Origin of the sequence: Staphylococcus sp. FSL W8-0271 (assembly GCF_038006605.1) — a bacterium.
In the GTDB taxonomy this organism is placed as follows: Bacteria; Bacillota; Bacilli; order Staphylococcales; family Staphylococcaceae; genus Staphylococcus; species Staphylococcus cohnii.
Window position 1 is genome coordinate 2,382,896 of the sequence record NZ_JBBOVM010000001.1, and the last position, 22,962, is coordinate 2,405,857.

Sequence of the window (22,962 nt, forward strand, 5' to 3'; positions counted from 1 at the left end):
CATCATTTTCCTCCTTGCTCTAAAATTCGTTTTAAAGCATTTTCATCTAACGATTTATTTTTTGTTTTATCATACAATGCTAAGAAGTGGTCTGCAAATACTTTCTCAAATTTCACACGCTGTGCTTTACCTTCCTTAGACTTAGCATTAGACCAAATATTTTTTAAATCTTCTTCTGTTTCTGCTTTTGCATCACCAAAAACATGTGGATGTCTACGTATCATTTTTTCAGAAAGACTTTGTATGACTTCATTTATATCCATATAACCTTCTTTTTTCCCTATACTTGCATGTAGTAATACCTGTAATAGAATGTCTCCTAACTCTTCTATCATGTGCCAATCGTCTTCATTATCTATTGCTTCAAACAATTCGAATGTTTCTTCCAACAAATAACGTTTTAAAGTATGATGTGTTTGAACTTTGTCCCAAGGGCAACCTTTCTCGTCATCTACAAGGTGTTCAATGATACCAACTGCATAGTTAAAATCACCAAAGTATGTTTCTTCAATTTCCACTTTTGGAATAAATACACTAGTTATATTGTTAAAAACTTCGTCGTAATGATCTATTTCATATAACGGTGTTTTGATAACGTTGGCATAATTATTTCTAGCACCATCTACGATATAAACAAGTTGGTCATCATTATAACGTTCCATCAATGTCACTTTTAAATCACCAGCGACCATTGCACTATAAACTTGTGTGATAAGTGTATGTGTACGAATATTCAACTTTTCTTTTTGAAGATCTGTTGCATCTAACATTGTAAAACCATCGTTAGGATCAATTTTCACCGCTTCAAATATATCGTCTATAAAGCTTTTACCACCTAATATTTCAACTTCTATATCAGAATGTTGTTGTGCATATTGCTCTAAATACACAGTTGTCGTTTCAGCTACACGTGGATGGCCTGGTACTGTATATACAATATTATTGTCTTTTGCAGTATTTATCAATTTTGACACAATAGCTTCATATACATTTTGAAAAGCGTCATGATTTTTATATTCTTGATCAAAGCTTTCAATATTAATACCTTCCATTGTTAAGTCTTGGATGACTGGGTGGTCAATGGTACGTGTATAAACTAATGTTTGCTTTTTCAAAAATTTATAAATACCTAATGGTAAATCTTCAATACCATAATTTCCTAATCCAACAACTGTTATCTTATTTGTCATTAATGTTTCCCTCTTTTCATATGGAATAGTTTATCTCCAAAAGGTAGATGTTTGAGTTCTCTAAAACTTAATAAGTGCATGCGTACGATAGAAAAAATCACTACAATAACGTCAATGGTAGCTGCTATAGCTAATTCGACTAATCCTTGCATTCTACCTTCTCCTGGAATAAGAAACATGACTATTTGTACTGTAATTGATAATAGCATCATTGTCCCTACTAATTTAACAATGAATTTTTTCATTGTTTGGAAATGATACATTTTTAATACTTGATACTGTAAAATCCACACAAATAACAGCAATGAAATGACAGTACTTAGACTGGCGCCGAAAATTGAAAGTTGTGGTATTAAAACCATATTCAATATTGCTTTGATCACAACACCAATGCCAAATGCAAACAAAATAACTTTAACGCGATTTTTTACTTGTAATAAAGCAATATCCATCATTATAAGAGAAACACATATAACTGTAAGCATATATAGGGATAACGTTCCGTTCAAAATATCATTTTTGAAGAACACGCTATTCATTACAGGAAGCAAATTGATTAAGCCTATAGCTGCTGCCACACTAAATAAAATCGTAATCTTTATCGATGCATTAGCATAGCGATTCACCAGTATATGTTTTTTTGTTTTTAATGCATCTGTTAGTAATGGAATAAGCACAAAACAGAACGTCGTCGTTACAATTAACCCCATCTGTATAAAAGAGGCGCCACGATCATAAATGCCTTTAAAAATAGTTGCTTTATCAAAATCTAAACCAGTCATTTGAAGTGCATGTATCACTGTAAAGCTATCCACCACTTGCCATACAATAACAATCAATTGGCTCACTGCGAATACAACTATGCCTAGCGTTAACTTTTTCCAAGCAACATCAACATTGGCATGTGCTCTAGATAATTTAAAAGGTTTCCGTTGTATTAGAAACAAACTAGATACTAAAAAACCAATACCTGAACCAACAATCGCTAATGTACCTGCACGATATATACTCCATGAATGACTCATAAACATCACAATAGCAACCATGATAATTACGACACGAATAAATTGTTCTATAACCTGGGAAATCGCAGGTATATTCATCTCATGGTGTGCCTGATAATAACCCCTATAGACACCAAGTATGCCAACAAATAAAAAGCTGACACTTGCTGCCCTTAACATAGGTGCTAAATTGACATCTCCCATTAGAAAAGCAACCCAATGTGCACAAATAAATAAAACTAAGAAAAAGATAACACCAGCAAATTGCAACCTTAATAACACGCGTGTATATTGATTGGGTTGTCCGTTTGCGCTAAAAGTTTGAGTGACTGCGCTAGGAATAGCATTCATCGATAAAATAACGCCTAAAGCTACTATTGGATATACTTGTTGATAAGCGTATAGACCTCCATCTCCTAGTATATTTTGATAAGGCACACGGTACAACGCGCTTAATACTTTAACAATGATAAGCGCTATAGTTAGTACAACAACGCCATTAAAAACACCTTTTGTTTCAGATTTAACGTTCATCTGGTATAACCATACTTTCTTCTAAACATTTCGCTAAGAATTTCAAACTGTCTAGCCATACTTTATCTTTATTTAGCGTCACTTTCATTTTACCATCTTGAACACCAACTTTCATTGCACGTCCAAGTGGTTGGGTTTGTTTAAAAAGTGTTTCACCATTGATATCTGTAGTGCCTTTTTCGGATAAATAAATATCTATTTTTTTACCTACATCTTTAATAAGTGTTACACCCGCATTCAACGCATGCACTTTAATTTCCATCATTTCTAGCAATCTTTCAACCTCTACTGGATAATCATTAAAGCGATCAATCAGCTCATCTTTAACATCCATCAATTGCGATTCTGTTTCAATTTTACGTAATTTTTTATAAATTTCTATTTTTGCCTGTTCATTTGGAATATATTCAGCTGGTAAATAAGCATCAATATTGAGTTCGATTTCCACTTCTGGAGCATCAGGTTGTTCTTCTTTAATACCTCGTTTTTCATTCACCGCTTCTTCTAACATTTGTGAGTATAAATCAAAGCCTACGGAGTCAATAAATCCATGTTGTTGTTTACCTAAAAGATTCCCTGCACCTCGAATATTTAAATCTCGCATTGCAATTTTAAAACCGGAACCTAATTCAGTAAATTCTTTGATTGCCTGCAGTCTTTCTTCAGCAGTCTCTGATAATACCTTGTTAGATGGATGTAAGAAATACGCATAACCTATGCGACTTGAACGCCCCACACGTCCTCGTAATTGATATAATTGGCTCAATCCAAATTTATCGGCATCTTCGATAATTAAAGTATTGGCATTTGGAACATCTACACCAGTTTCGATAATCGTTGTCGTTACTAGAATATCAAATTCATGATTGATAAAGCTCAGCATCGTTTCTTCTAAATCACGTTCATTCATTTGACCATGTGCCACACCAATATTCGCTTCTGGCATTAACATTTGCAGTTGTTCGCGTTTTTCATAAATCGATTGCACTTTATTGTATAAGTAGAAAACCTGGCCTTCACGTGATAATTCTCTTTCTAAAGCTTCTTTAATAAAATTCATATTTTGCTCTAATACATACGTTTGCACAGGAAAACGATTTTCTGGTGGTGTTTCGATGACCGATAAATCACGCACGCCCAACATACTCATATGTAGAGTTCTCGGAATCGGTGTTGCAGTTAACGTTAATACATCAACATTTGTCTTAAGTGACTTAATCTTTTCTTTGTGTCTTACGCCAAAACGTTGTTCTTCATCCACGATGAGTAATCCCAAATCTTTATAATGAATATCTTTACCTAACAATTTATGCGTACCAACAACGATATCAACATAGCCTGATTTAAGTCCTTCTTTAACCTCTTTAACTTCCTTAGTCGTTCTAAACCTACTAATAAGTTGGATTTCTATAGGAAAATCTTGCATGCGCTCGATTAAAGTTTCATAGTGCTGTTGCGCTAAGATTGTCGTAGGCACAAGAAAGGCTACTTGTTTACCTTCCATTACAGCTTTAAAAGCTGCTCGTACTGCAACTTCTGTTTTTCCGTAACCAACATCGCCACATAATAATCTATCCATTGGGCGTTCAATTTCCATATCTTGTTTAATCTCTTCAATAGACTTGCCTTGGTCTGGCGTTAATTCATAAGGGAAGTCAATTTCAAAATCATTTTGTTGTGGTGTATCTGGTCCATATTTATAGCCAACTGACATTTCTCTTTCTTTATATAATTCTATTAATTCATCAGCCATATCTTCAACATTTTGTTGAACTTTAGCTTTTGTTTTCTTCCATTCTGTACCACCAAGTTTGTTTAATTTAGGTGATTTATCTTCGGAGGCAACATATTTTTGTACTTGATCCATTTGATCTACTGGTACAAATAATTGATCGGTACCTTTGTATTGTAGTTTTATATAATCTTTATGAACGCCGCCAACTTCAAGTGTTTCGACACCTAAATATTTACCTACACCATGGTGAACATGAACAACAAAATCTCCAACTTTCAAATCTTGATATGATTTGATTTTTTCTGCATTTGTTAATTTCTTATGTTGTTTTGCTTTTTTCTTTTGTTTTGATTTAAATAATTCACGTTCTGTAACAACAACAAGGTGCATATATGGTAATTCAAAACCTTCTGATAGACTACCTTCAGTGATAATTGCACTACCACCTTCACTTTGTGCACTTGGCGTATCTATAAATGTTGGTATGTGCATTTCATTTAACATTGATTGAATACGTTCTTTTTTCGATTCGGTTTCTGCTAACACAACAATCGTATAATCATTTTGGATAAAGCGTTGGAATTCGGAACGCATAATATCGTATTGACCATAAAATTGTTGTACTGGCTTACATGAAAATTTAATGATTGTATTGAGTTCTACCGGCATCGTTGCAGTAAACAAAGTAAAATACGTAACTGGATATCGATTTAATAGTGACTCAAACCCGTCATATTGTAAGAAATTCTGTCCTATAAACCCTTTACCGCTTTCAATTAAACTCTGCATAAATTCTTCAGCTTCAGAAACCAGTGTTGTTTCAGTTTCTTTGATTCTATTATATTCATCAACTGCTACAATCGCATCAGATTTAAAGTAATCAATAATGGTCGCAGGGGATTCGTACATAAAAGCTGCGAGTCTACGTAATACTTGATGGTCAAATAAAGAAGATTCATAAAGTTGAAAACTTTCATACGTTTCTTTTAAGTCATTACGTACAGATTTATCAATTTTTGGACGTGTATACTCATATGCTTCTTTTAATTTTAATTTAGTATGCTTTAATACTTCGTCTGTAATGATGTAATCACTGGCAGTTGTAATGTCTACATAGTCTAAATTTTCTTCCGAACGTTGCGTTTCTACATCAAAGTTTCGAATTGAATCTACTTCTGTATCAAATAATTCAATTCTTACTGGCAAACCTATTAAAGGATATATGTCAATAATCCCACCACGTAACGAGAATTCACCAATATGCGATACTACACTCTCTCTGCGATATCCCATGTTTACAAGTTTATTTAAAAATTCATCAATATCAATATCGTCACCAATGGAAAGTTTGAGTTGATGTGCACTCCACATTTCAACAGGTGTTAACCATTTTTTAAAACCATTTAGCGGTACGATAAATAACCCTCTCTTTTCTTGAGCAAGTGCCGTTAAAGTACGTACACGTTCGCTCATGAATTGGGGGCTTTGGGTTGAAAATTCTTCTGTCATAATATCTTGCATCGGATACTTGTAAATATCGTCTGTATCAACATATTGTTGTAAGTCACTCTCTAGTTTGTCTGCTTGATACAAGTTATTCGTTACTACAAGCAATTGTTTTGAACTATGAATAAACTTTTCGGCTATGATAGTTGCCTTTGCCGAACTAGATAGTCCAGTAACCAATACGTTTGCTTCACCAAATACTTCATTTAACTCTTGATAGCGTTTATCTTTTTTAATATATTCTGTAATTATTGATTTCACTTGACCTCACCATTAAACTCATTCATCACACGGTCAAAACGAGAACTTTCAATATAATCTTCTACTGCACGTGCTGAATGTTCTATTACTTTATTCATTGTATCCATTTCTTGTTTCGAAAATTTTTGTAATACATAATCAACAATCGACATGCCATTGGATGGACGATCAACACCAATACGAATGCGTTTGAATTGGTCTGTACCTAAAGCTTGAATAATCGACTTCATACCATTATGACCTCCGGCACTACCCTTTTGTCGTAAACGAATTTCCCCCTGTGGTAAATCCAAATCATCATATAGTACAAGCAAATCGTCTATATCAATGTCATAGTACTTCATCAGTGGCCCTACAGCATCACCAGACAAATTCATCATTGTCATTGGTTCTATAAACATCACTTTTTCACCAGCTAAACGTTCTATTGTATAGGCACCTTTATACTTTTGTTTATCTAATTTAAATTGATTGCGTTCTAACATATAATCAATAACTTCAAAACCGATATTATGTTTTGTCAGCTCAAAGCGTTTACCAATATTGCCCAAACCTACAATACATTTCATTATGTTACCTCCAATTGTTGTATTCACTCAAAAACATTTATTATTTCACAACGTTATGCCGTTTCTTTTTTTATTTTCATATCATTCACTATATTAACATAAAAAAACACCAGCTTAACGAATTAAGCATGGTGCTTTTTAAGATCATTTTTTCTTATTGAAATCGCGTGTATTAGAATGACGTCAGAGAAATTACTCTTCTTCTTCGTCGTCTTCTTTTTCTTCACCAACAACTTCTGGCTCTTCAGTTTCTGATTCGCCTTCCATAGCTTCGATTTCTTCTTCAGTAGGTTCTTCAGTTGGAGGAACTACTGTTACTACAGATTCTTCAGGATCATTTTCAATTGTGAAATCACCTGAAACTTTGATATCTGCAACTGAATAGCTATCGTTAACATCTAATTCGCTGATGTCAATTTCGATAGATTCAGGGATATTATCTGGTGTCGCAGTTACTTCAAGGTCGAATAATGGTTGTTCAACAACGCCGCCTTCTTTAGCTCCTACTGCCTCACCAGTAAGTTGAACTGGTACTTCAACTGTACGTTCTTCACTCATATTGATTGCTAAGAAGTCAATGTGAGTAATTTGGTTTTTAAGTGGATCGAATTGATAGTCTGAAACCATTACTTTAATTGTTTTAGAACCTACACCTAATTCGATAACACCGTTACGTCCAACTTCACGAATAACTTTGATAAATTCTACTTCATCAACTTTTACTGAAGTATTTTTTGTACCGTAACCATAAACGATTGCAGGTACTTTACCAATTTTTCTAAGTGTTTTAAGGTCTGAACGTGTTTGTTTACCTTGACGAATAATTGACTTTAATGAAGCCATATTATTTCCACCTTTCATTTTTGTCCTTATTCATATAATAAGAACCCCTCACTTGCCCATCAACACAATGTTGCTTGCAAGTGTTTATTTAATCGTGAATTGAAATCACGAACGGAATAATTATACAACTATTGCACTAATTAGTCAAATAGCACACTAACAGATTCTCTTTCATATACGCGCACAATAGCTTGTGCTAATAAACCTGCTACTGACAGTTCTTTAGTATTAGCTGGTTTACGACTTTCATCTAATTGAATTGAATTTGTAACGACTAACTCTTTAATCGCTGAATTTTCAATACGTTCTTTAGCTGGGCCTGATAATACAGGGTGTGTACAACATGCGTAAACATCTTTAGCACCTTTGTCTTTGAGCGCTTGAGCCGCTAATGTAATCGTACCGGCTGTATCGATAATGTCGTCAATAATTATTGCTGTGCGACCTTCAATTTCACCAACGATATTCATTACTTCAGCTACATTAGGTTTAGGACGTCGTTTATCTATGATTGCAATTGGTGTTTTTAGAATATCTGCAAGTTTACGTGCTCTAGTTACACCACCATGGTCTGGAGAAACTACGACACATTCTTCTGGGTCAATGTCTGTATCATTTTGGAAATATTCTGCTAAAATCGGAACACCCATTAAGTGATCTATTGGCATATTGAAGAATCCTTGGATTTGTGGTGCATGTAAATCTAATGCAATCATGCGGTCTGCGCCAGCAGTTTCAATTAAGTTTGCAACTAATTTCGCTGTAATTGGTTCACGGCTACGCGCTTTTCTATCTTGACGAGCGTAACCATAGTATGGCACCACGATATTAATATTAGCTGCTGAAGCACGTTTACAAGCATCTATCATAATTAATAATTCCATTAAATGTAAGTTTACTGGATTAGAAGTCGGTTGGATAATAAACACATCACAACCACGAATACTTTCTTCAATATTAATTTGAATTTCTCCATCGCTAAAACGTTTTACAGAACATTTACCTAGCTCGATTCCAACATTATCTGCTACTTCTTGGGCTAAGGGTTCATTACCTTTTAAAGAGAATATTTTCAAAGCAGAATTCTTATACTCATTGTTTAACATTTATAGTCCTCCAATTAATTCATTCAATTAGTTTCGTTCATAGACAAAGTTATATTTATCTCATTAATCTACAAAATGTCGATTGAGGTCTTTCTTACATCTACATTATATATATGTGATTAGAATCATAATCTAATCGTGTCTATTTTTTCAAATAACCTTCTTTAGTTGTTTGTCTCGCTCTTGCTAATGCTAAACTGTCATGTGGCACGTTATCAGTAATTGTAGAACCTGCAGCTATAAATGATCTATCACCTAAAGTTACTGGTGCTACCAAGTTGGTATTACAACCTATAAATGAATCATTACCGATGATTGTTTTGGATTTATGCTTACCGTCATAATTCACTGTGATAGAACCGCAACCTAAGTTGGTACGTTCACCAATTTCTGCATCACCAATATAACTTAAATGTGGTAATTTAGCACCTGTTTTAACGACCGATTTCTTAACTTCAACAAAGTTTCCAACTTTAACATTTTCACCTAAATCTGCTCCGGGTCTTAACTGAGCAAACGGTCCAATTGTAGTATTATCACCTACAATCGCTTCGTTGATAACCGATTGTTTAATTGTAACGTTAGCACCTATTTTACTATTTTGAATTTCTGTGTTTTGGCCAACAATCGTATCTTCACCAATTACACAGTTACCAGCTAATTTCACATTTGCCTCAATTGTGACATCCATGGCTATTTCCACATCTGCACCTATATATGTAGTAGCAGGATCAATAAGCGTTACACCATTTCTCATATGGTAGTCATTGATACGTTTTCTATAAGCTGTCTCTGCTTCGCTTAACATTACACGATCATTAACACCCATAATTTCTTCAAAATCTTCTGTACGATATATTTCAACCGTTCCTTGCTCCTGTAAAATAAGAGACAAAACATCAGGTAAATAATACTCAGCTTGAACATTATCATTTTTTACCAGTTCTAATTTTTCAAAAAGCAATTTATTATCAAATGCAAAAATACCTGAGCTAATTTCATTGATTTGTTGTTCATCTACTGTAGCATCTTTCTGCTCTACAATCTTAACTAAATGATCATTGCCATCTCTCACAATACGACCATAACCATAAGGGTTACTTGTCGCCGCTGATAAAACTGTTGCATCAGCTTGATTGCTTTCATGGTGTTCTACTAGTGATTTGAGTGTTTCTGCAGTTATTAACGGCGTATCGCCACAAACCACTAATGTTGTACCTTGTTCGTCTTTCAAGTGCTCACTCGCCATTTTAACGGCATGTGCAGTACCGAGTTGTTCGTTTTGGAAACTATATAAAGATGTATCTCCTAACGTTTCTTTCACGCTTTCTGCACCGTGGCCAACAATGGTCACAAGATTTTCTACTCCAGATTGTTTAACGTTATCAACGACATGTTCAATCATTGATTTGCCCGCAACCTCATGTAGTACTTTGTATTTCTTAGATTTCATACGTGTACCTTTTCCAGCTGCAAGTACTATTGCATGTCTTTGCATGTGTGTAACCCTCCATTAAATTATACACTTCTATATTATTATAATTTAACGCTAGTACCACTTTCAAGACTCAAAACCCTAATGTTATACAATGGAAACAATTCAAGTTATTTTCTTTCGGCTAAACATATTCATAATTGTCATCTTTGACCTCCACAAATCATAATAAAATGATTGTCATAAACTTATGTCATACTTTATAAATACTAATATATTTCAGAGGTCGTGGCGTTATTAATTTAAATGTCAGTTTTTTTAATTCTCTAAATAACTTGTAATTATATTGAACTGTTTATAATTCATTTGTAAAAGTGAAAATATATTTTTTGTCACCTTTTCATTATAATAAATTATTTTAATTCTTTATATCCTTAGTTTAGTTTAATACACAAAACGGTTGGATTTTTGTTAATGCAAATCCAACCTAAATTAATTATTTTATATAACTGTGATTTTCCTTTGCACTTATAGCGATTTTACATCGTGCGGACGCCCGGGGAAATGATATGAGCGAGAGACTACAGGCTCGAGTCATATCCCCAGGGAAGCATGCACGTTAAAATCGCATGTTTTTTAATACAAAAAAGACTAACCTATCATATATATTTGTAATATTTAGTGAAAGTAAAAATGATGATTTTACTAAGAATCGTAGATGAAACCATATTATAAATTTTATAAGACAATTACTTTTAAAATTTATTAATACGTATTTACTAATATGAAAGTATTTTTCTCTTTATACATAACCACTTTAATTCTAGCGATTTTACTACGTGCGGACGCCCAGGGAAATGATATGAGTGAGAGACTACAGGCTCGAGTCATATCCCCAGGCAAGCACGCACGTTAAAATCGCATGTTTTTTAATACAAAAAAGACTAATCCATTAATGAACTGCACCCTGTCAAGTAGACAGTGAAAAAAACAAAATGTTTATGGCTACCTTATATTTACGATATAAGGGTAGCCATTTTTAATGTTATTCTTTCTTGATTAAAAAATTCTATATATGAATTAATTGCTTTTATTGCTGTAGCCTTGTCTTTAAAAATCACTTTTTTTCTTCCTCTAAACAATTCACTTTTAATAGTTCCCCATACACCTTCCATAGGTCCATTATCTATGCAACATCCTGGTCGTGACATACTTTGTTTTATACCAAGTTGCTCTAACGTAACTTTAAATAATCTGCTTGTATATTGATATCCTCTGTCGCTATGTAAGAGTATACCTTCGGTATTCGGCACAAGTTTGACTGCTTTTTTGAGCGTATCTAATACAAATTTATTGTTATTTGAGGTACTTAATTTATGACTGATAATCTGTTTGCTGCCTAAGTCATAAATAGCACTTAAGTAAAGTTTTTTACCATTGCTTAGTTTGAATTCTGTAACGTCAGTTAACCATTTTTTATTTGGGATTTGTTCTTCAAATTTTCTATTTAATATATTATGTGCTGTAATTTCAGGTGTTGTTTTAATATATCGTTTTCTTTTAGGGCGGATAGTAGATTTTAGATTCAGTTGATTCATCAATCTATAGACACGTTTATGATTTACTTTTTGATGTAGTTTAAGTCTTAAATATATGTATATACGACGATATCCATATATGCCTTTGTATTTATTGTAGATATCAACGATATCTTTGATCAATTTTTGGTTTTCAATTTCTTTATTTGATGGTTTGCGATGTAACCATTTATAGTAACTTGAACGTGATATCTTTAATACTGAACATAACCAAGCTATCGGATAAAGGTTTTTAAATGCTTTTACCGTTTGGTATGATGCTTTTTGTCTGATGCCTGTTTCATCAACTTCCTTTCTATTTCTTCTTCCTTTTTTAAAACGTCATTTTCCATTTGAAGAAATTTATTTTTCTCTTTAAGTATCTTAATTTCAGCTTTTAATGCCTCTTCAGGTGTTAATACAGACTGGGGTTTCCCTTTTCCACGTCCATCTTTAAGCCCATCATATCCATGCAAGTTGTACTTTTTTACCCAGTTATATACTTGGCTATAATTGATGTTAAAATGATTTGCTGTTGTCTTATACGATTGGCCATGATTCATATAATAATCAACGATTTCTACACGATCTTCAAATGTTAATGATTTATATTTCAATTGATACACCTCGGGTTTTGGAGAATATGTTTTTAATATTTTACCCGACAAATACTTTGAAATCCATTTGTTTACAGTTGAAGTAGTGGGGATATTATATTTAACTACTAAATCAGTTAAAGATAGGCCATCATTTATATATTCGTGCACAACTTTAAGCTTAAATTCATTTGAGTAGGTATTATTTCTCTGAATTGGTAAAAGCACCTTTATTCCATGCTTCTTAAATTTATAATAGTTAATCAATAATGTTCTAGGAGAACAATTTAAATTTAATTTTTGAATTACATTTTTCATACTATATCCTTCTTCATATAAGCTGAAAGCTTTTTGATAAGTTTCAGGTGATAATTTTCTATGAGTCATAAAAAAGCTCCCTTCAAAGTTTACATTTTTAAGTGTCTACTTTGAAGGGAGCATATCATTAAAGGATTAGTCTTTTTTATTTTGAGATTGAGATTCATATCCCAAACCCTTTTTTAATTTGATTCGTCTTATATATTAAGCTTCATCATTTGTTTCTTCTGATGATTGAGCATTTTTATCAGGGATAACTTCATCCGTTTCGTCATAAACTTTCATAACCGCATCTTGAATTTCTTGTCTCATTTCTGAATTAATTGGATGCGCGATATCACGAAATTCACCATCTGGTGTTCTTTTACTTGGCATTGCGACGAATAGACCTGAGTTGCCTTCAATCACTCTTAAATCATGCACCACAAATGATTCATCTAGAGTTATTGAAACTAAAGCTTTCATTCTTCCATCTGTTTGTATTTTTCTAAGTCTTACATCTGTCACTTTCATGTAGTGAGCCCCCCTAGTATCTCTTTGTTAGAAGCTTAACAATTTCATCAAAAATTATAAATCCTTTAAATTACTTCACTTCTGCGATGACTTCAATTTCAACTTTTACATCTTTAGGCAATCTTGCGACTTCAACACAACTTCTTGCCGGTTGATGTTCCGCAAAATATTCACCATAAACTTCATTTATATTTTGAAATTCATTCATATCAGCAATGAATATTGTTGCTTTAATTACTGAATCTATATTTGATCCAGCTTCATTTAATACAACTTTTACATTTTCTAAGACTTGCTTCGTTTGTGCTTTTACATCATCACTGACAATTTCGCCATCTAAATTTAATGGGATTTGTCCTGATGTGAACACAAGTCCATTAATGACTGTTGCATGTGAGTATGGACCCAATGCCTCTGGTGCTTTTGAAGTGTTGACTACTTTCATGATGTTGATCCGCTCCTTTAAGTAAATTTAGTTAAACTGTTGCCTTTTTCCACTTTAAATTCCTGATTGTACTCATCTACATCAGACAATCTAACTAAGGAAGTATAATCTTCAATTAATCTTTGCTTAACTTCTTTTGATTCTACTAATACGGATACCCCTTTAACATGTGCCTTAAACTCATTCATTAAATTCATCACACCGTTAATAGAACCACCTGCACGCATAAAATCATCCACAACGAGAACATTAGAGTTTTCTGGTAATGTACGCTTAGATAATACCATCGTTTCTATCTTTCTAGTGGACCCTGACACATAATTGATAGAAACCGTAGAGCCTTCGGTTACTTTATTATCTTTCCTTATCACTACTACTGGTAAATTCAAAACATTCGCTACTGCATTTGCTAGTGAGATACCTTTTGTAGCGATAGTTACAATCGCATCCAACTCTTGATCCATATAAAGCGTTGCAATTAATTTTCCAACCTTATTCAATAAAGTAGGATTTCCCATTAAATCTGATAAGAATAAATAACCACCTGGTAAAAGTCTGTCCTTTTCTTGTAGAAGTTCGATGACTTCATCTACGACTTCACTTGCTTCTACTTTACTCATCTGTGGTTTATAAGTAACTCCACCACTTGCTCCAGCAGTCGTTATCACCGTGCCCAGTTTTTCTTTTTGAAAAGTAGATTTGATGATTTGTACATCTTCACTAATGGATGATTTTGCTTGTTTAAATTTCTGTACAAAAAATGTTAAAGGTATTAATTTATTGGGGTTGTTCATCAAGTATTGTGTCATATATACAATACGTTCACTTCTTTTATAGCGCATTTTATTCATCCCTTCTCACTAACCTAATAATCTTGCAATATAGACTTCGTTACAACAGCCATTGACCGCATTATACACATGCCTGGCTTGACGTTCTTTTTGTGTTAATCCATAAACGGTTGGACCACTCCCACTCATTACAGCACCATCTGCTCCATTTTTAAGCATATTTTCTTTGATTTTATAAATATCTGAATACATTTCTCCAGAGATGGGTTCCAATCTGTTTGAAAGACTATTACATAATAATTCATAATTCCCCGTATCCAATGCTTCTTTACAAGTTTCAGTATAAACCTCATGTACTTGAGTTAAATCTAACCTTTTAAAAATATCAGGGGAGGAAATGCCTAAATCTGGCTTAGCAACAATCACCCATGCAGAAGGCGGTTTGTTCATAAATCCAATCAATTCTCCTTTTCCTCTACAAAAAGCGGTTCTCCCATATATACAAAAAGGAATATCGGTTCCTATTTGTATGCCTAACTCACACAATTCTTCTAAAGGTCTATTTAGCTTATATAGTCGATTCATTCCTCTTAATGTTGCAGCAGCGTCTGTCGATCCACCTGCAAGGCCAGCTGAAACTGGTATATCTTTATCTATTGTAATCGTAACACCTTGCTTTAAATTATAAGTTTCTTTCATTAACTCTGCAGCTTTGTAAGCTAAATTTTTATTATCGGAGGGAACATAACTTTGCTCTACGTCCACAACTATTTTTTTATCTTTGCGCAGTTCAAAAGATAAACGATCATTAAGATCAATCGTTGTCATAATCATTTCAACTTCATGAAAACCATCATCTCGTTTGAAGAGTGTGTCCAACGTTAAATTTATTTTTGCTGGCGCAGTTTCATAAATCATATTCCCACCCTCTTTCAATTCGATATGGTAATAAAATGATTTTAACATATTGTTATACTTGCGTTATTCTTTTTTTGAAAAATTATAAGTTTATTACCCAATTTACTTTGCTTATCACTTTAAACAGCTTAACGTAACATTCAACCATTTAATTCCTTATTTTACAATAATATTTTGACGTAATAAAACTTTATCTCTTTAATTCTAATGAATTCTAAAATATTTCAAAAGAAAAAGGTATATTGATGACTATTCACCAACATACCTTTTCCAATCAATCTCATATTAATGTCTTAAATAAAAAATGGTTGCTTGAACCAAATTTTCAATTTATATTACTGCTATTTAGTGTGCAATTGCTTCTTGATGATTATCATCTTCAAAAGAAACTTGTACGTTTTCTGTTAAAACGTCAGTGTATGTATATGATACACGCTCAAAATTATGAATATCTTGGTCTAGTTCAACAATAAAAACGGATGGGTAAGTTTCTTTTAAAACACCGCTACGCTCAATTGTTTTTTTACGACCACCATTCGCTTTCAGTACAATACGGTTTCCTAATTGACAATCAAGTGAATTTTTGATGTCTCCAATAGATTTTGGCATATTGCTCCACCTCGCTACAAATTGTATAATAACACATTTAGCGCGATTTTGTCAAATAAACATCAATTTTAGCAAGGTCGTACGCAGTTGTCAATCATTTAAAATTCCAATTCTGGGAAATTTTTCAATTCATTATATAAATTTGCAAATTCTTTTATAGAAAGCGTTTCCCCACGTCTTTTAGGGTTAATGCCACTAGCTTCTAACCAATTTACAATTATCTCTTTATTTGCTTTTCCGTCAACAAACAAACTTTGATAATTATTGTTGATTGTTTTTCTTCTTTGCCCGAATGCAGCTTTAGACAATTTGAAAAATTTATCTTCATCGTCTACATCGACAAGTGGTTGCTCACGTTTCATTAACTTCACTACGATTGAATCTACGTTTGGAGGTGGTAAGAATACTGTCTTAGGTACAGTCAACACTTTGCTAGTTTCGGTATAAAACTGTGCAACTATAGATAAGGATCCATAAGCTTTTGTTCCTACTTCAGCATTTAATCGTTCACCAACTTCTTTTTGCATCATTACCACATAACCATCAATCAGTAATTTTTGTTGCATTAAGTTTAATAAAATAGGTGTCGTTATATAATATGGTAAATTAGCAACAACTAAAATTTGATCACAATCTGCTAGTTCGTGTGTCACATAATGTGCAATATCCGCTTTCAATATATCTTCATTGATTACCGTAACATTTTTATATGGTGCCATGGTTTCATTCAGTACAGGTATTAAGCGTTGATCAATTTCAAAAGCGATTACTTTTTTTGCACTTTTAGCTAATTGTTCTGTCAGTGATCCCATACCTGGGCCCACTTCAATAACACCCGTACGCTCATCTATATTACTCGCATCTATAATATTATGGATGATGTTGACATCAATTAAAAAATTTTGACCTAAACTTTTTTTGAAGCTAAAACCATAATGATTTAAAAGTGATTTTGTTCGCGACGGTGTGGCTATATCTTTCATATCCAATTATTCTTCACTTCCTTTATTATCTTTCAGGGCATTTCTAACGTCTTCTTCTGTATAACCAAAAGCATTTAACTTGTTAAGTAGTTGCTTCCCGTTTGAATGACCGATATGAAGTTTTCTTCCTAAAATTTCCCTTTTTCTGCGTGCATCTTTACCTATAATTAATCCAAGATCAATCAAAACATCCTTATTGATGCTTTCATATCCCTCTTCAAATGGCGTACTCACATGAATCAAAGCTTCTTTGATATCTTCGATTTTCGCATGTTCGACACCTATTTTACCACGTTTACTCTTGGCTTTTTCTCGATCAATATAAGCATGTTTAACCCCTGGAATATACTTTTTTATTGTATTACGAATTTTATCACCTGGGAAATCAGGGTCTGTTAAAACAATGACACCCCTTGTTTCATACGCTTGTGCAATCACATTTAACGTTTTTTCATCAATTGCACTTCCATTTGTTTCAATTGTGTCGCAATCAACAGCGCTTTTCACCCGCTCTGTATCATCTCTACCTTCTACTACAATAAATTCATTTATCTTCATTTATTGTGACACCTTTCATTTTTTACTTCATTTAAGAAAAAATAAAAAGATATCGGCTCAAATTATGGTTACTCTTAGTATTCATATACCAACTAAGCCATATTTCAGACCGATACCTTTAAAATAATATCTTTATGCTTTTAATTTAAATAACCGTTCAGCATTTTCAGTTGTTTGACGGCAAACTTCCTCATAGCTAACTTCCCGTAACTCAGCAATTTGTTCAGCTACCAAAGTTACACGTGCTGGTTCATTTCGCTTTCCTCTGTATGGATGCGGAGATAGGAACGGTGCATCTGTTTCAACTAATAATCTATCAAATGGGACATGTTTAGCAACTTCTTTAGGCTGCTTCGCATTTTTAAATGTAACAGGTCCTCCTAAAGACACATAGAAATTTAATTTATTAATGACATCCTCTGCAATCTCAGGTGATGCACTAAAGCTATGCATAATACCGCCAATTTCTTCTGCATGCTCTTCTTTCAAAATATCTACACAGTCTTGAGTTGCCTCTCTATTATGAATAATGATTGGTAGATTAACGCGCTTAGCTAGTGCGATTTGTTTTCTGAACAGAGATTGTTGGACATCTTTTGGAGATTTATCCCAGTGATAATCTAAGCCAGTTTCACCAATTCCAATAACTTTAGGGTGTGCTGCCAACTTTTCTATCCATGCCAATCTTTCTTCTGTGCAATCAATAGCATCTACAGGGTGCCATCCAATAATACCGTATATAAAGTCGTATTGATCAATTAATTCCATTGTACGTTCAACAGTCGGTGTATCAAAGCCTACTACAAACATACGATCTACGCCATTATCTCTTGCACGCTCAATAACCGCTTCTAAATCTTCATCATATTGTTCTGCATTTAAATGAACATGTGTATCGATTAGCATATTAAATCGCTCCCTTTATCTATGATTACTTAATTACTGCACCATTTGGAATTGCATTCGGAAGGCTTACCAGTGTAAGTACACCATCTTTTTCAGCAGATAAAATCATACCTTCTGATTTTCGACCCATTAATTTAGCCGGCTTCAAATTGGTAACTACCGCAACTTTTTTTCCGATAATATCTTCTGGTTGATAGAACTTAGCAATGCCTGAAACGATTTGACGTTGTTCATTATCTAAATCAACTTGGATTTTTAATAATTTGTCAGATTTTTTTACATTCTCAGCATCAATAATCGTGGCCGCTTTGATTTCTACCTTATCAAAATCCTTGATATCAATTTGCGCTTTACTAGGTACTTCTTCTTGCGCTTCTTCCACCTTATCTGGTTGCATAGATTGCTTGATATATTCTATTTCAGCATCACTTTCTAAGCGTGGGAAGATAGGCTGTGGTTTACTACTTACCATAATTGGCTCTGTTAACGCACCATACTGTTCTATACTGTTAAATTCATATAATTCAGGTGAATTGATATTTAACTGTTCAAAAATTTGTTTTGGCGCATTTGTTAAGAACGGTCTTAATAGCACTGCAATGATACGGATATTCTCTACTAAATAAGCCATAACATTGCCAAGCATTTCTTTCTGGTTCTCATCTTTTGCTAAAATCCAAGGTGTTGTTTCATCGATATATTTATTCGTTCTACTTATAAATTTCCATATTGTTGAAAGTGCCACTGAGAATTGTAAATTATCCATATTTTCATGGAACGTTTTTACTGTATCAAGTGCCAATTGTTCCATTTCTTCATCTAATTCGTGTTTAGGTCCTTCATAAGCTGGTAGTTCGCCATTAAAATATTTATTAACCATTGAAATTGTACGGTTAACTAGGTTACCTAAGTCATTAGCTAAATCATAATTTGTACGTTCTACAAACCCTTCTGGAGTAAATACACCATCAGAACCAAATGGTAACTCACGCATTAAATAATAACGTGTTGCATCTAAGCCATAACGATCAATCAATACGTTAGGATCTACTACGTTCCCTTTTGATTTACTCATTTTGCCATCTTTCATTAAAATCCAACCATGTGCAAAGACTTTTTTAGGTAAAGGAATATCTAAAGCCATCAATAAAATCGGCCAGATAATAGAATGGAATCTAACTATTTCCTTAGCCATAATATGGATATCTGCAGGCCAATATTTTTTGAACAAGCTATCATCATCTGATAAATAACCAAGTGATGAGATATAGTTAACTAGTGCATCAATCCACACATAAACAACATGCTTTGGATTCGATTCAACATGAATACCCCAATCGAATGATGTACGAGATACTGCTAAATCTTCTAATCCTGGTTTGATGAAATTATTAATCATTTCATTTTTTCGAGACGGTGGCTGAATAAAATCAGGATTTTCATCATAAAATTCTAATAAACGGTCAGTATATTTTGATAAATTAAAGAAATAGCTTTCTTCTTTTACCAATTCTACTTCGTGTCCAGAATCAGGACTTTTACCTCCGACAATTGCACCGTTCTCATATACAGGATCAACAAGTTGTGTTTCCGTATAATACGTTTCATCCGGTACAGAATACCAGCCTTCGTATTCACCTAGATATATGTCACCTTGTGCCAATAAGCGTTCAAATATTTGTTGTACAACTTCTTTATGACGCGCTTCAGTTGTACGAATAAAGTCATCATTGGATATCTCTAACTTTTTCCACAGCGCTTTGATGCCTGAAATCATTTCGTCTAAATAATCTAATTCTGATTTCCCTGATTTTTGCGCTTTTTCCTGTATTTTTTGACCATGTTCATCCGTTCCTGTTAAATATCGAACATCATAGCCTTGCATTCTTTTATAACGTGCGATGACATCACCAGCTGTAGTTGTATATGCATGACCGATATGTAAATTCCCACTCGGATAATATATAGGTGTAGTGATATAAAATGTTTCTTTCGCCATCAATGTTCCTCCTCGTTTCTTTCACTTCAAATATATCTAAATTTATTTTTATTTTCAATGAAGCAGATAAGTGTTCAATTTATATTTATTAATCATTTTAATACGTTTGATTTAGCATAAAATTAAGTATTTATCCCTTAGCAATTTCCACTCATTTTACAACATGATAAATAATCTCTATCTTATCTACATTACCATAAATCAAGCTTGTTATGGGAATTTTTCGCTTGGTTTTATTGATAAAATTTCAAAAAATTATTATTTAATTTTCTTTTTAGCATTGCATTTTGTCATCTTGTGTTTTATACATTGTGATATACATCATATACTTCACTTGTCTTCATTTGCCTGTCTTCTGCAACTTGTTTAATCGCTGCTTTAGGTTTCATATTCTTGTTAATATAATGTCCAACGTGTTCATGTATAGACATATTTTCAAACCAAGACGTATCTTCTGCTGCAATGTCCCCCTCGATGATGATGACAAATTCGCCTTTTGTAAGTATTTCTCCTTCATCTAGTTTCATTAGTAAATTCTCAACTTTATCCGTGATAATTTCCTCGAATTTTTTTGTCAATTCCCTACCTATTGATACATTTCTTTGCGCATCTATTTTATAAATGGTCTTTAATGTATCTTTAACACGGTGCGGTGATTCATAAATAATCAAAGTACTATCTTGAAACATGCGTTGTTCTAACAAATCATATTTCGCCTTTTCTTTCCTTGGTAAAAACCCAAGAAACGTGTATGTAAATGAGGGTAATCCACTTGCCATCAATGCGGTTAAACCAGCATTAGGTCCAGGTACTGTCTCAACTCTGATTCTATTATTTCTAGCAGCTACTACAAGTTCGTATCCAGGATCACTTATCAAAGGTAGCCCAGCATCTGACACTAACGCAATATTAACCCCTTCCTGTAATTGCTGAATGAGGTATTCCGTTTGCTGTGTTTTATTATGGTCATGATATGATTTCAACGGTGCGTGTATATCATAATGCGCACAAAGCTTTTTTGTCACACGTGTATCTTCACATGCGATCAAGTCTACGGTTCGTAAAATATCAACTGCTCTATATGTAATATCAGCTAAATTTCCAATCGGTGTACCTACTAAATACAATGTCGCCATTCTTCTTACCCCTCACTTATCAGCTGTAATTTTTCCTGTCTAGAAAATGTTTTGATTTCATATTCCCGCTTCATAGCTTCTGATTTGGTATCAAACACTTCTTGATAAACTAACTCTACTGGTCGTCTTATTTTAGTATATTTAGCGCCTTGACCGCTGTTATGCTTTGCTACTCTTTGTTCTATATCTTTTGCATAACCAGTATATAAACTTCCATCTTTACATCTAACGATATAAATAAAATGTTTATCCATAATAGACTTCTCTCATTTCTTTTGAGTATGTTCCATCTTCATTATATATATAGAATGGTTGCTGGATGTCTAACCCTTGATTTCCACCTTTCCTACCTTCAACTACAATTGTTTGGGCTACTTTACCAGGTTTACTATAAATAAAATAAAGCTTCTTAGGTTCTATTCGATAATGTCTCATACTACTTAAGACATCCATAAGACGGTCAGCACGATGGACAATTAAAAACCTACCGCCTTCTTTCAATAAATGCCGCGCCTCAAAACAACAATCATCCAATGTACACATTATCTCATGTCTCGCAATTTTATGCGCATCTTTTTGATGCTGAAATTGTTGATTCACTTTAAAATACGGAGGATTACATGTAACAAGACTATACTGTGACGGTTTAAACATATGATGTGCTTGCTTCAAATCCATATGATACATATGAATTCTTTTATTCAGATGATTGTGAGCAATACTTCTTTTAGCCATGTTCACTAATTGTTCTTGTATTTCGATACCTTCAATAAATTGATTTCCTTTATGGGATAGTAATAAAGGAATAACACCATTACCGGAACACAGATCCATAATGACGTCTTTTTTCTTTACTTTTGTAAAATGTGCGAGTAACAAAGCATCCGTTGAAAAAGAAAAAACTTCATCATTTTGTATAATTTCTAACTTCTCTCTTAGTAAAAAATCATACCTCTCATTTTCCATTAACATTTTTGTAACCTCCAAAAAAGAGGATGAGTTTACGATGCTTCGCTAATGAAGCCTATCGCTTTTCTCATCCTCAACTCCATATTTTTCTGTTTTTATAAATGATATTTATACTACTCACTTAATACTTCGAGACAAAACAAACAGTCGTCGCCTTTTCTATGTTTGCCAAATAGCTCTCCATTGCATATATGAAAGCCTTCTTTGTATAGCATCGCTAAATTATCTTTGCTACGTAATGGGCGTTTAGGTTGATCTTTTTTATCATTTTCTATTTTTTTAGTTTTTTCTTCTTTATCTATTAATGTTTTTAAATTCTCATTCTCTATTTGTAATGAGACATTTTCTTCAATTAATGCTACTGTAAGATTTTTTAAATTTAACATGTCACGATTAATTTGATTAATGTTTTCCTCTAAATGAGCTAGATTTTCAAATATGTCGCTTCGATTCAATGTTGT

Annotated in this window: 21 protein-coding genes; all 21 read right to left on the reverse strand. The window is 33.3% G+C overall.

Annotated features, from left to right (window positions below):
- Positions 1-2 precede the first annotated feature (2 nt).
- A complete protein-coding gene (locus tag NST87_RS11740; protein WP_019467959.1) occupies positions 3-1,190 on the reverse strand; it encodes a MazG nucleotide pyrophosphohydrolase domain-containing protein in 1,188 nt (395 codons plus the stop codon).
- On the reverse strand, positions 1,190-2,728 hold the full coding sequence (locus NST87_RS11745) for a polysaccharide biosynthesis protein (RefSeq protein ID WP_340721738.1): 1,539 nt from the start codon (positions 2,726-2,728) through the stop codon (positions 1,190-1,192). The genes NST87_RS11740 and NST87_RS11745 overlap by 1 nt, the downstream gene beginning before the upstream one ends.
- On the reverse strand, positions 2,718-6,230 hold the full coding sequence (mfd, locus tag NST87_RS11750) for a transcription-repair coupling factor (RefSeq protein ID WP_019467957.1): 3,513 nt from the start codon (positions 6,228-6,230) through the stop codon (positions 2,718-2,720). Before mfd ends, NST87_RS11745 begins: the two co-directional genes overlap by 11 nt.
- Positions 6,227-6,799, reverse strand: coding sequence for an aminoacyl-tRNA hydrolase (gene pth, locus NST87_RS11755; RefSeq protein ID WP_340721739.1), 573 nt, complete (start codon positions 6,797-6,799; stop codon positions 6,227-6,229). The genes mfd and pth overlap by 4 nt, the downstream gene beginning before the upstream one ends.
- 192 nt (positions 6,800-6,991) lie before the next feature.
- Complete coding sequence (locus NST87_RS11760; RefSeq protein WP_040030460.1) at positions 6,992-7,642, reverse strand: 50S ribosomal protein L25/general stress protein Ctc; 651 nt, start codon at positions 7,640-7,642, stop codon at positions 6,992-6,994.
- 140 nt (positions 7,643-7,782) lie between these two features.
- A complete protein-coding gene (locus NST87_RS11765; RefSeq protein ID WP_019467954.1) occupies positions 7,783-8,748 on the reverse strand; it encodes a ribose-phosphate diphosphokinase in 966 nt (321 codons plus the stop codon).
- A gap of 142 nt (positions 8,749-8,890) precedes the next feature.
- Positions 8,891-10,246, reverse strand: coding sequence for a bifunctional UDP-N-acetylglucosamine diphosphorylase/glucosamine-1-phosphate N-acetyltransferase GlmU (gene glmU, locus NST87_RS11770; RefSeq protein ID WP_019467953.1), 1,356 nt, complete (start codon positions 10,244-10,246; stop codon positions 8,891-8,893).
- Between the two features lie 953 nt (positions 10,247-11,199).
- A protein-coding gene (locus NST87_RS13860; RefSeq protein ID WP_437129139.1) for an IS3 family transposase occupies positions 11,200-12,743 on the reverse strand; the annotation gives its coding sequence in 2 pieces (ribosomal slippage) (positions 11,200-12,066 and positions 12,069-12,743; 1,542 coding nt in all).
- A 135-nt stretch (positions 12,744-12,878) separates the two neighbouring features.
- A complete protein-coding gene (gene spoVG, locus NST87_RS11785; RefSeq protein WP_019467718.1) occupies positions 12,879-13,187 on the reverse strand; it encodes a septation regulator SpoVG in 309 nt (102 codons plus the stop codon).
- Positions 13,188-13,257: 70 nt separating this feature from the next.
- Complete coding sequence (locus NST87_RS11790) at positions 13,258-13,632, reverse strand: RidA family protein (protein WP_019467719.1); 375 nt, start codon at positions 13,630-13,632, stop codon at positions 13,258-13,260.
- Between the two features lie 17 nt (positions 13,633-13,649).
- Entirely contained in the window at positions 13,650-14,474 is an 825-nt protein-coding gene (gene purR / locus NST87_RS11795; protein WP_019467720.1) for a pur operon repressor, read from the reverse strand.
- Positions 14,475-14,492: 18 nt separating this feature from the next.
- Positions 14,493-15,341, reverse strand: a complete 849-nt coding sequence (ispE, locus tag NST87_RS11800) for a 4-(cytidine 5'-diphospho)-2-C-methyl-D-erythritol kinase (RefSeq protein ID WP_019467721.1) — start codon at positions 15,339-15,341, stop codon at positions 14,493-14,495.
- A 345-nt stretch (positions 15,342-15,686) separates the two neighbouring features.
- The gene (gene veg, locus NST87_RS11805) at positions 15,687-15,950 is read right to left on the reverse strand and encodes a biofilm formation stimulator Veg (RefSeq protein ID WP_019467722.1); all 264 of its coding nucleotides are present in this window, start codon (positions 15,948-15,950) and stop codon (positions 15,687-15,689) included.
- Positions 15,951-16,048: 98 nt separating this feature from the next.
- Positions 16,049-16,933 (reverse strand): 16S rRNA (adenine(1518)-N(6)/adenine(1519)-N(6))-dimethyltransferase RsmA, encoded by an 885-nt coding sequence (gene rsmA / locus NST87_RS11810; RefSeq protein ID WP_162496144.1) that lies wholly within the window; start codon positions 16,931-16,933, stop codon positions 16,049-16,051.
- A gap of 6 nt (positions 16,934-16,939) precedes the next feature.
- A complete protein-coding gene (rnmV, locus tag NST87_RS11815; RefSeq protein ID WP_019467724.1) occupies positions 16,940-17,491 on the reverse strand; it encodes a ribonuclease M5 in 552 nt (183 codons plus the stop codon).
- A gap of 132 nt (positions 17,492-17,623) precedes the next feature.
- Positions 17,624-18,397, reverse strand: coding sequence for a TatD family hydrolase (locus tag NST87_RS11820; protein ID WP_019467725.1), 774 nt, complete (start codon positions 18,395-18,397; stop codon positions 17,624-17,626).
- Between the two features lie 25 nt (positions 18,398-18,422).
- Positions 18,423-20,396: a methionine--tRNA ligase gene (gene metG, locus NST87_RS11825; RefSeq protein ID WP_340721740.1), complete on the reverse strand. Its 1,974-nt coding sequence runs from the start codon at positions 20,394-20,396 to the stop codon at positions 18,423-18,425.
- 302 nt (positions 20,397-20,698) lie between these two features.
- Positions 20,699-21,532, reverse strand: coding sequence for a 16S rRNA (cytidine(1402)-2'-O)-methyltransferase (rsmI, locus tag NST87_RS11830; protein ID WP_019467727.1), 834 nt, complete (start codon positions 21,530-21,532; stop codon positions 20,699-20,701).
- A gap of 5 nt (positions 21,533-21,537) precedes the next feature.
- Positions 21,538-21,786 carry a GIY-YIG nuclease family protein gene (locus NST87_RS11835; RefSeq protein WP_019467728.1) on the reverse strand — a complete coding sequence of 83 codons (249 nt, stop codon included), beginning with the start codon at positions 21,784-21,786 and terminating at the stop codon, positions 21,538-21,540.
- On the reverse strand, positions 21,779-22,504 hold the full coding sequence (locus tag NST87_RS11840) for a tRNA1(Val) (adenine(37)-N6)-methyltransferase (RefSeq protein ID WP_071560444.1): 726 nt from the start codon (positions 22,502-22,504) through the stop codon (positions 21,779-21,781). The genes NST87_RS11835 and NST87_RS11840 overlap by 8 nt, the downstream gene beginning before the upstream one ends.
- Before the next feature lie 110 nt (positions 22,505-22,614).
- Complete coding sequence (gene yabA, locus NST87_RS11845) at positions 22,615-22,956, reverse strand: DNA replication initiation control protein YabA (RefSeq protein ID WP_040030575.1); 342 nt, start codon at positions 22,954-22,956, stop codon at positions 22,615-22,617.
- Positions 22,957-22,962: the final 6 nt, after the last annotated feature.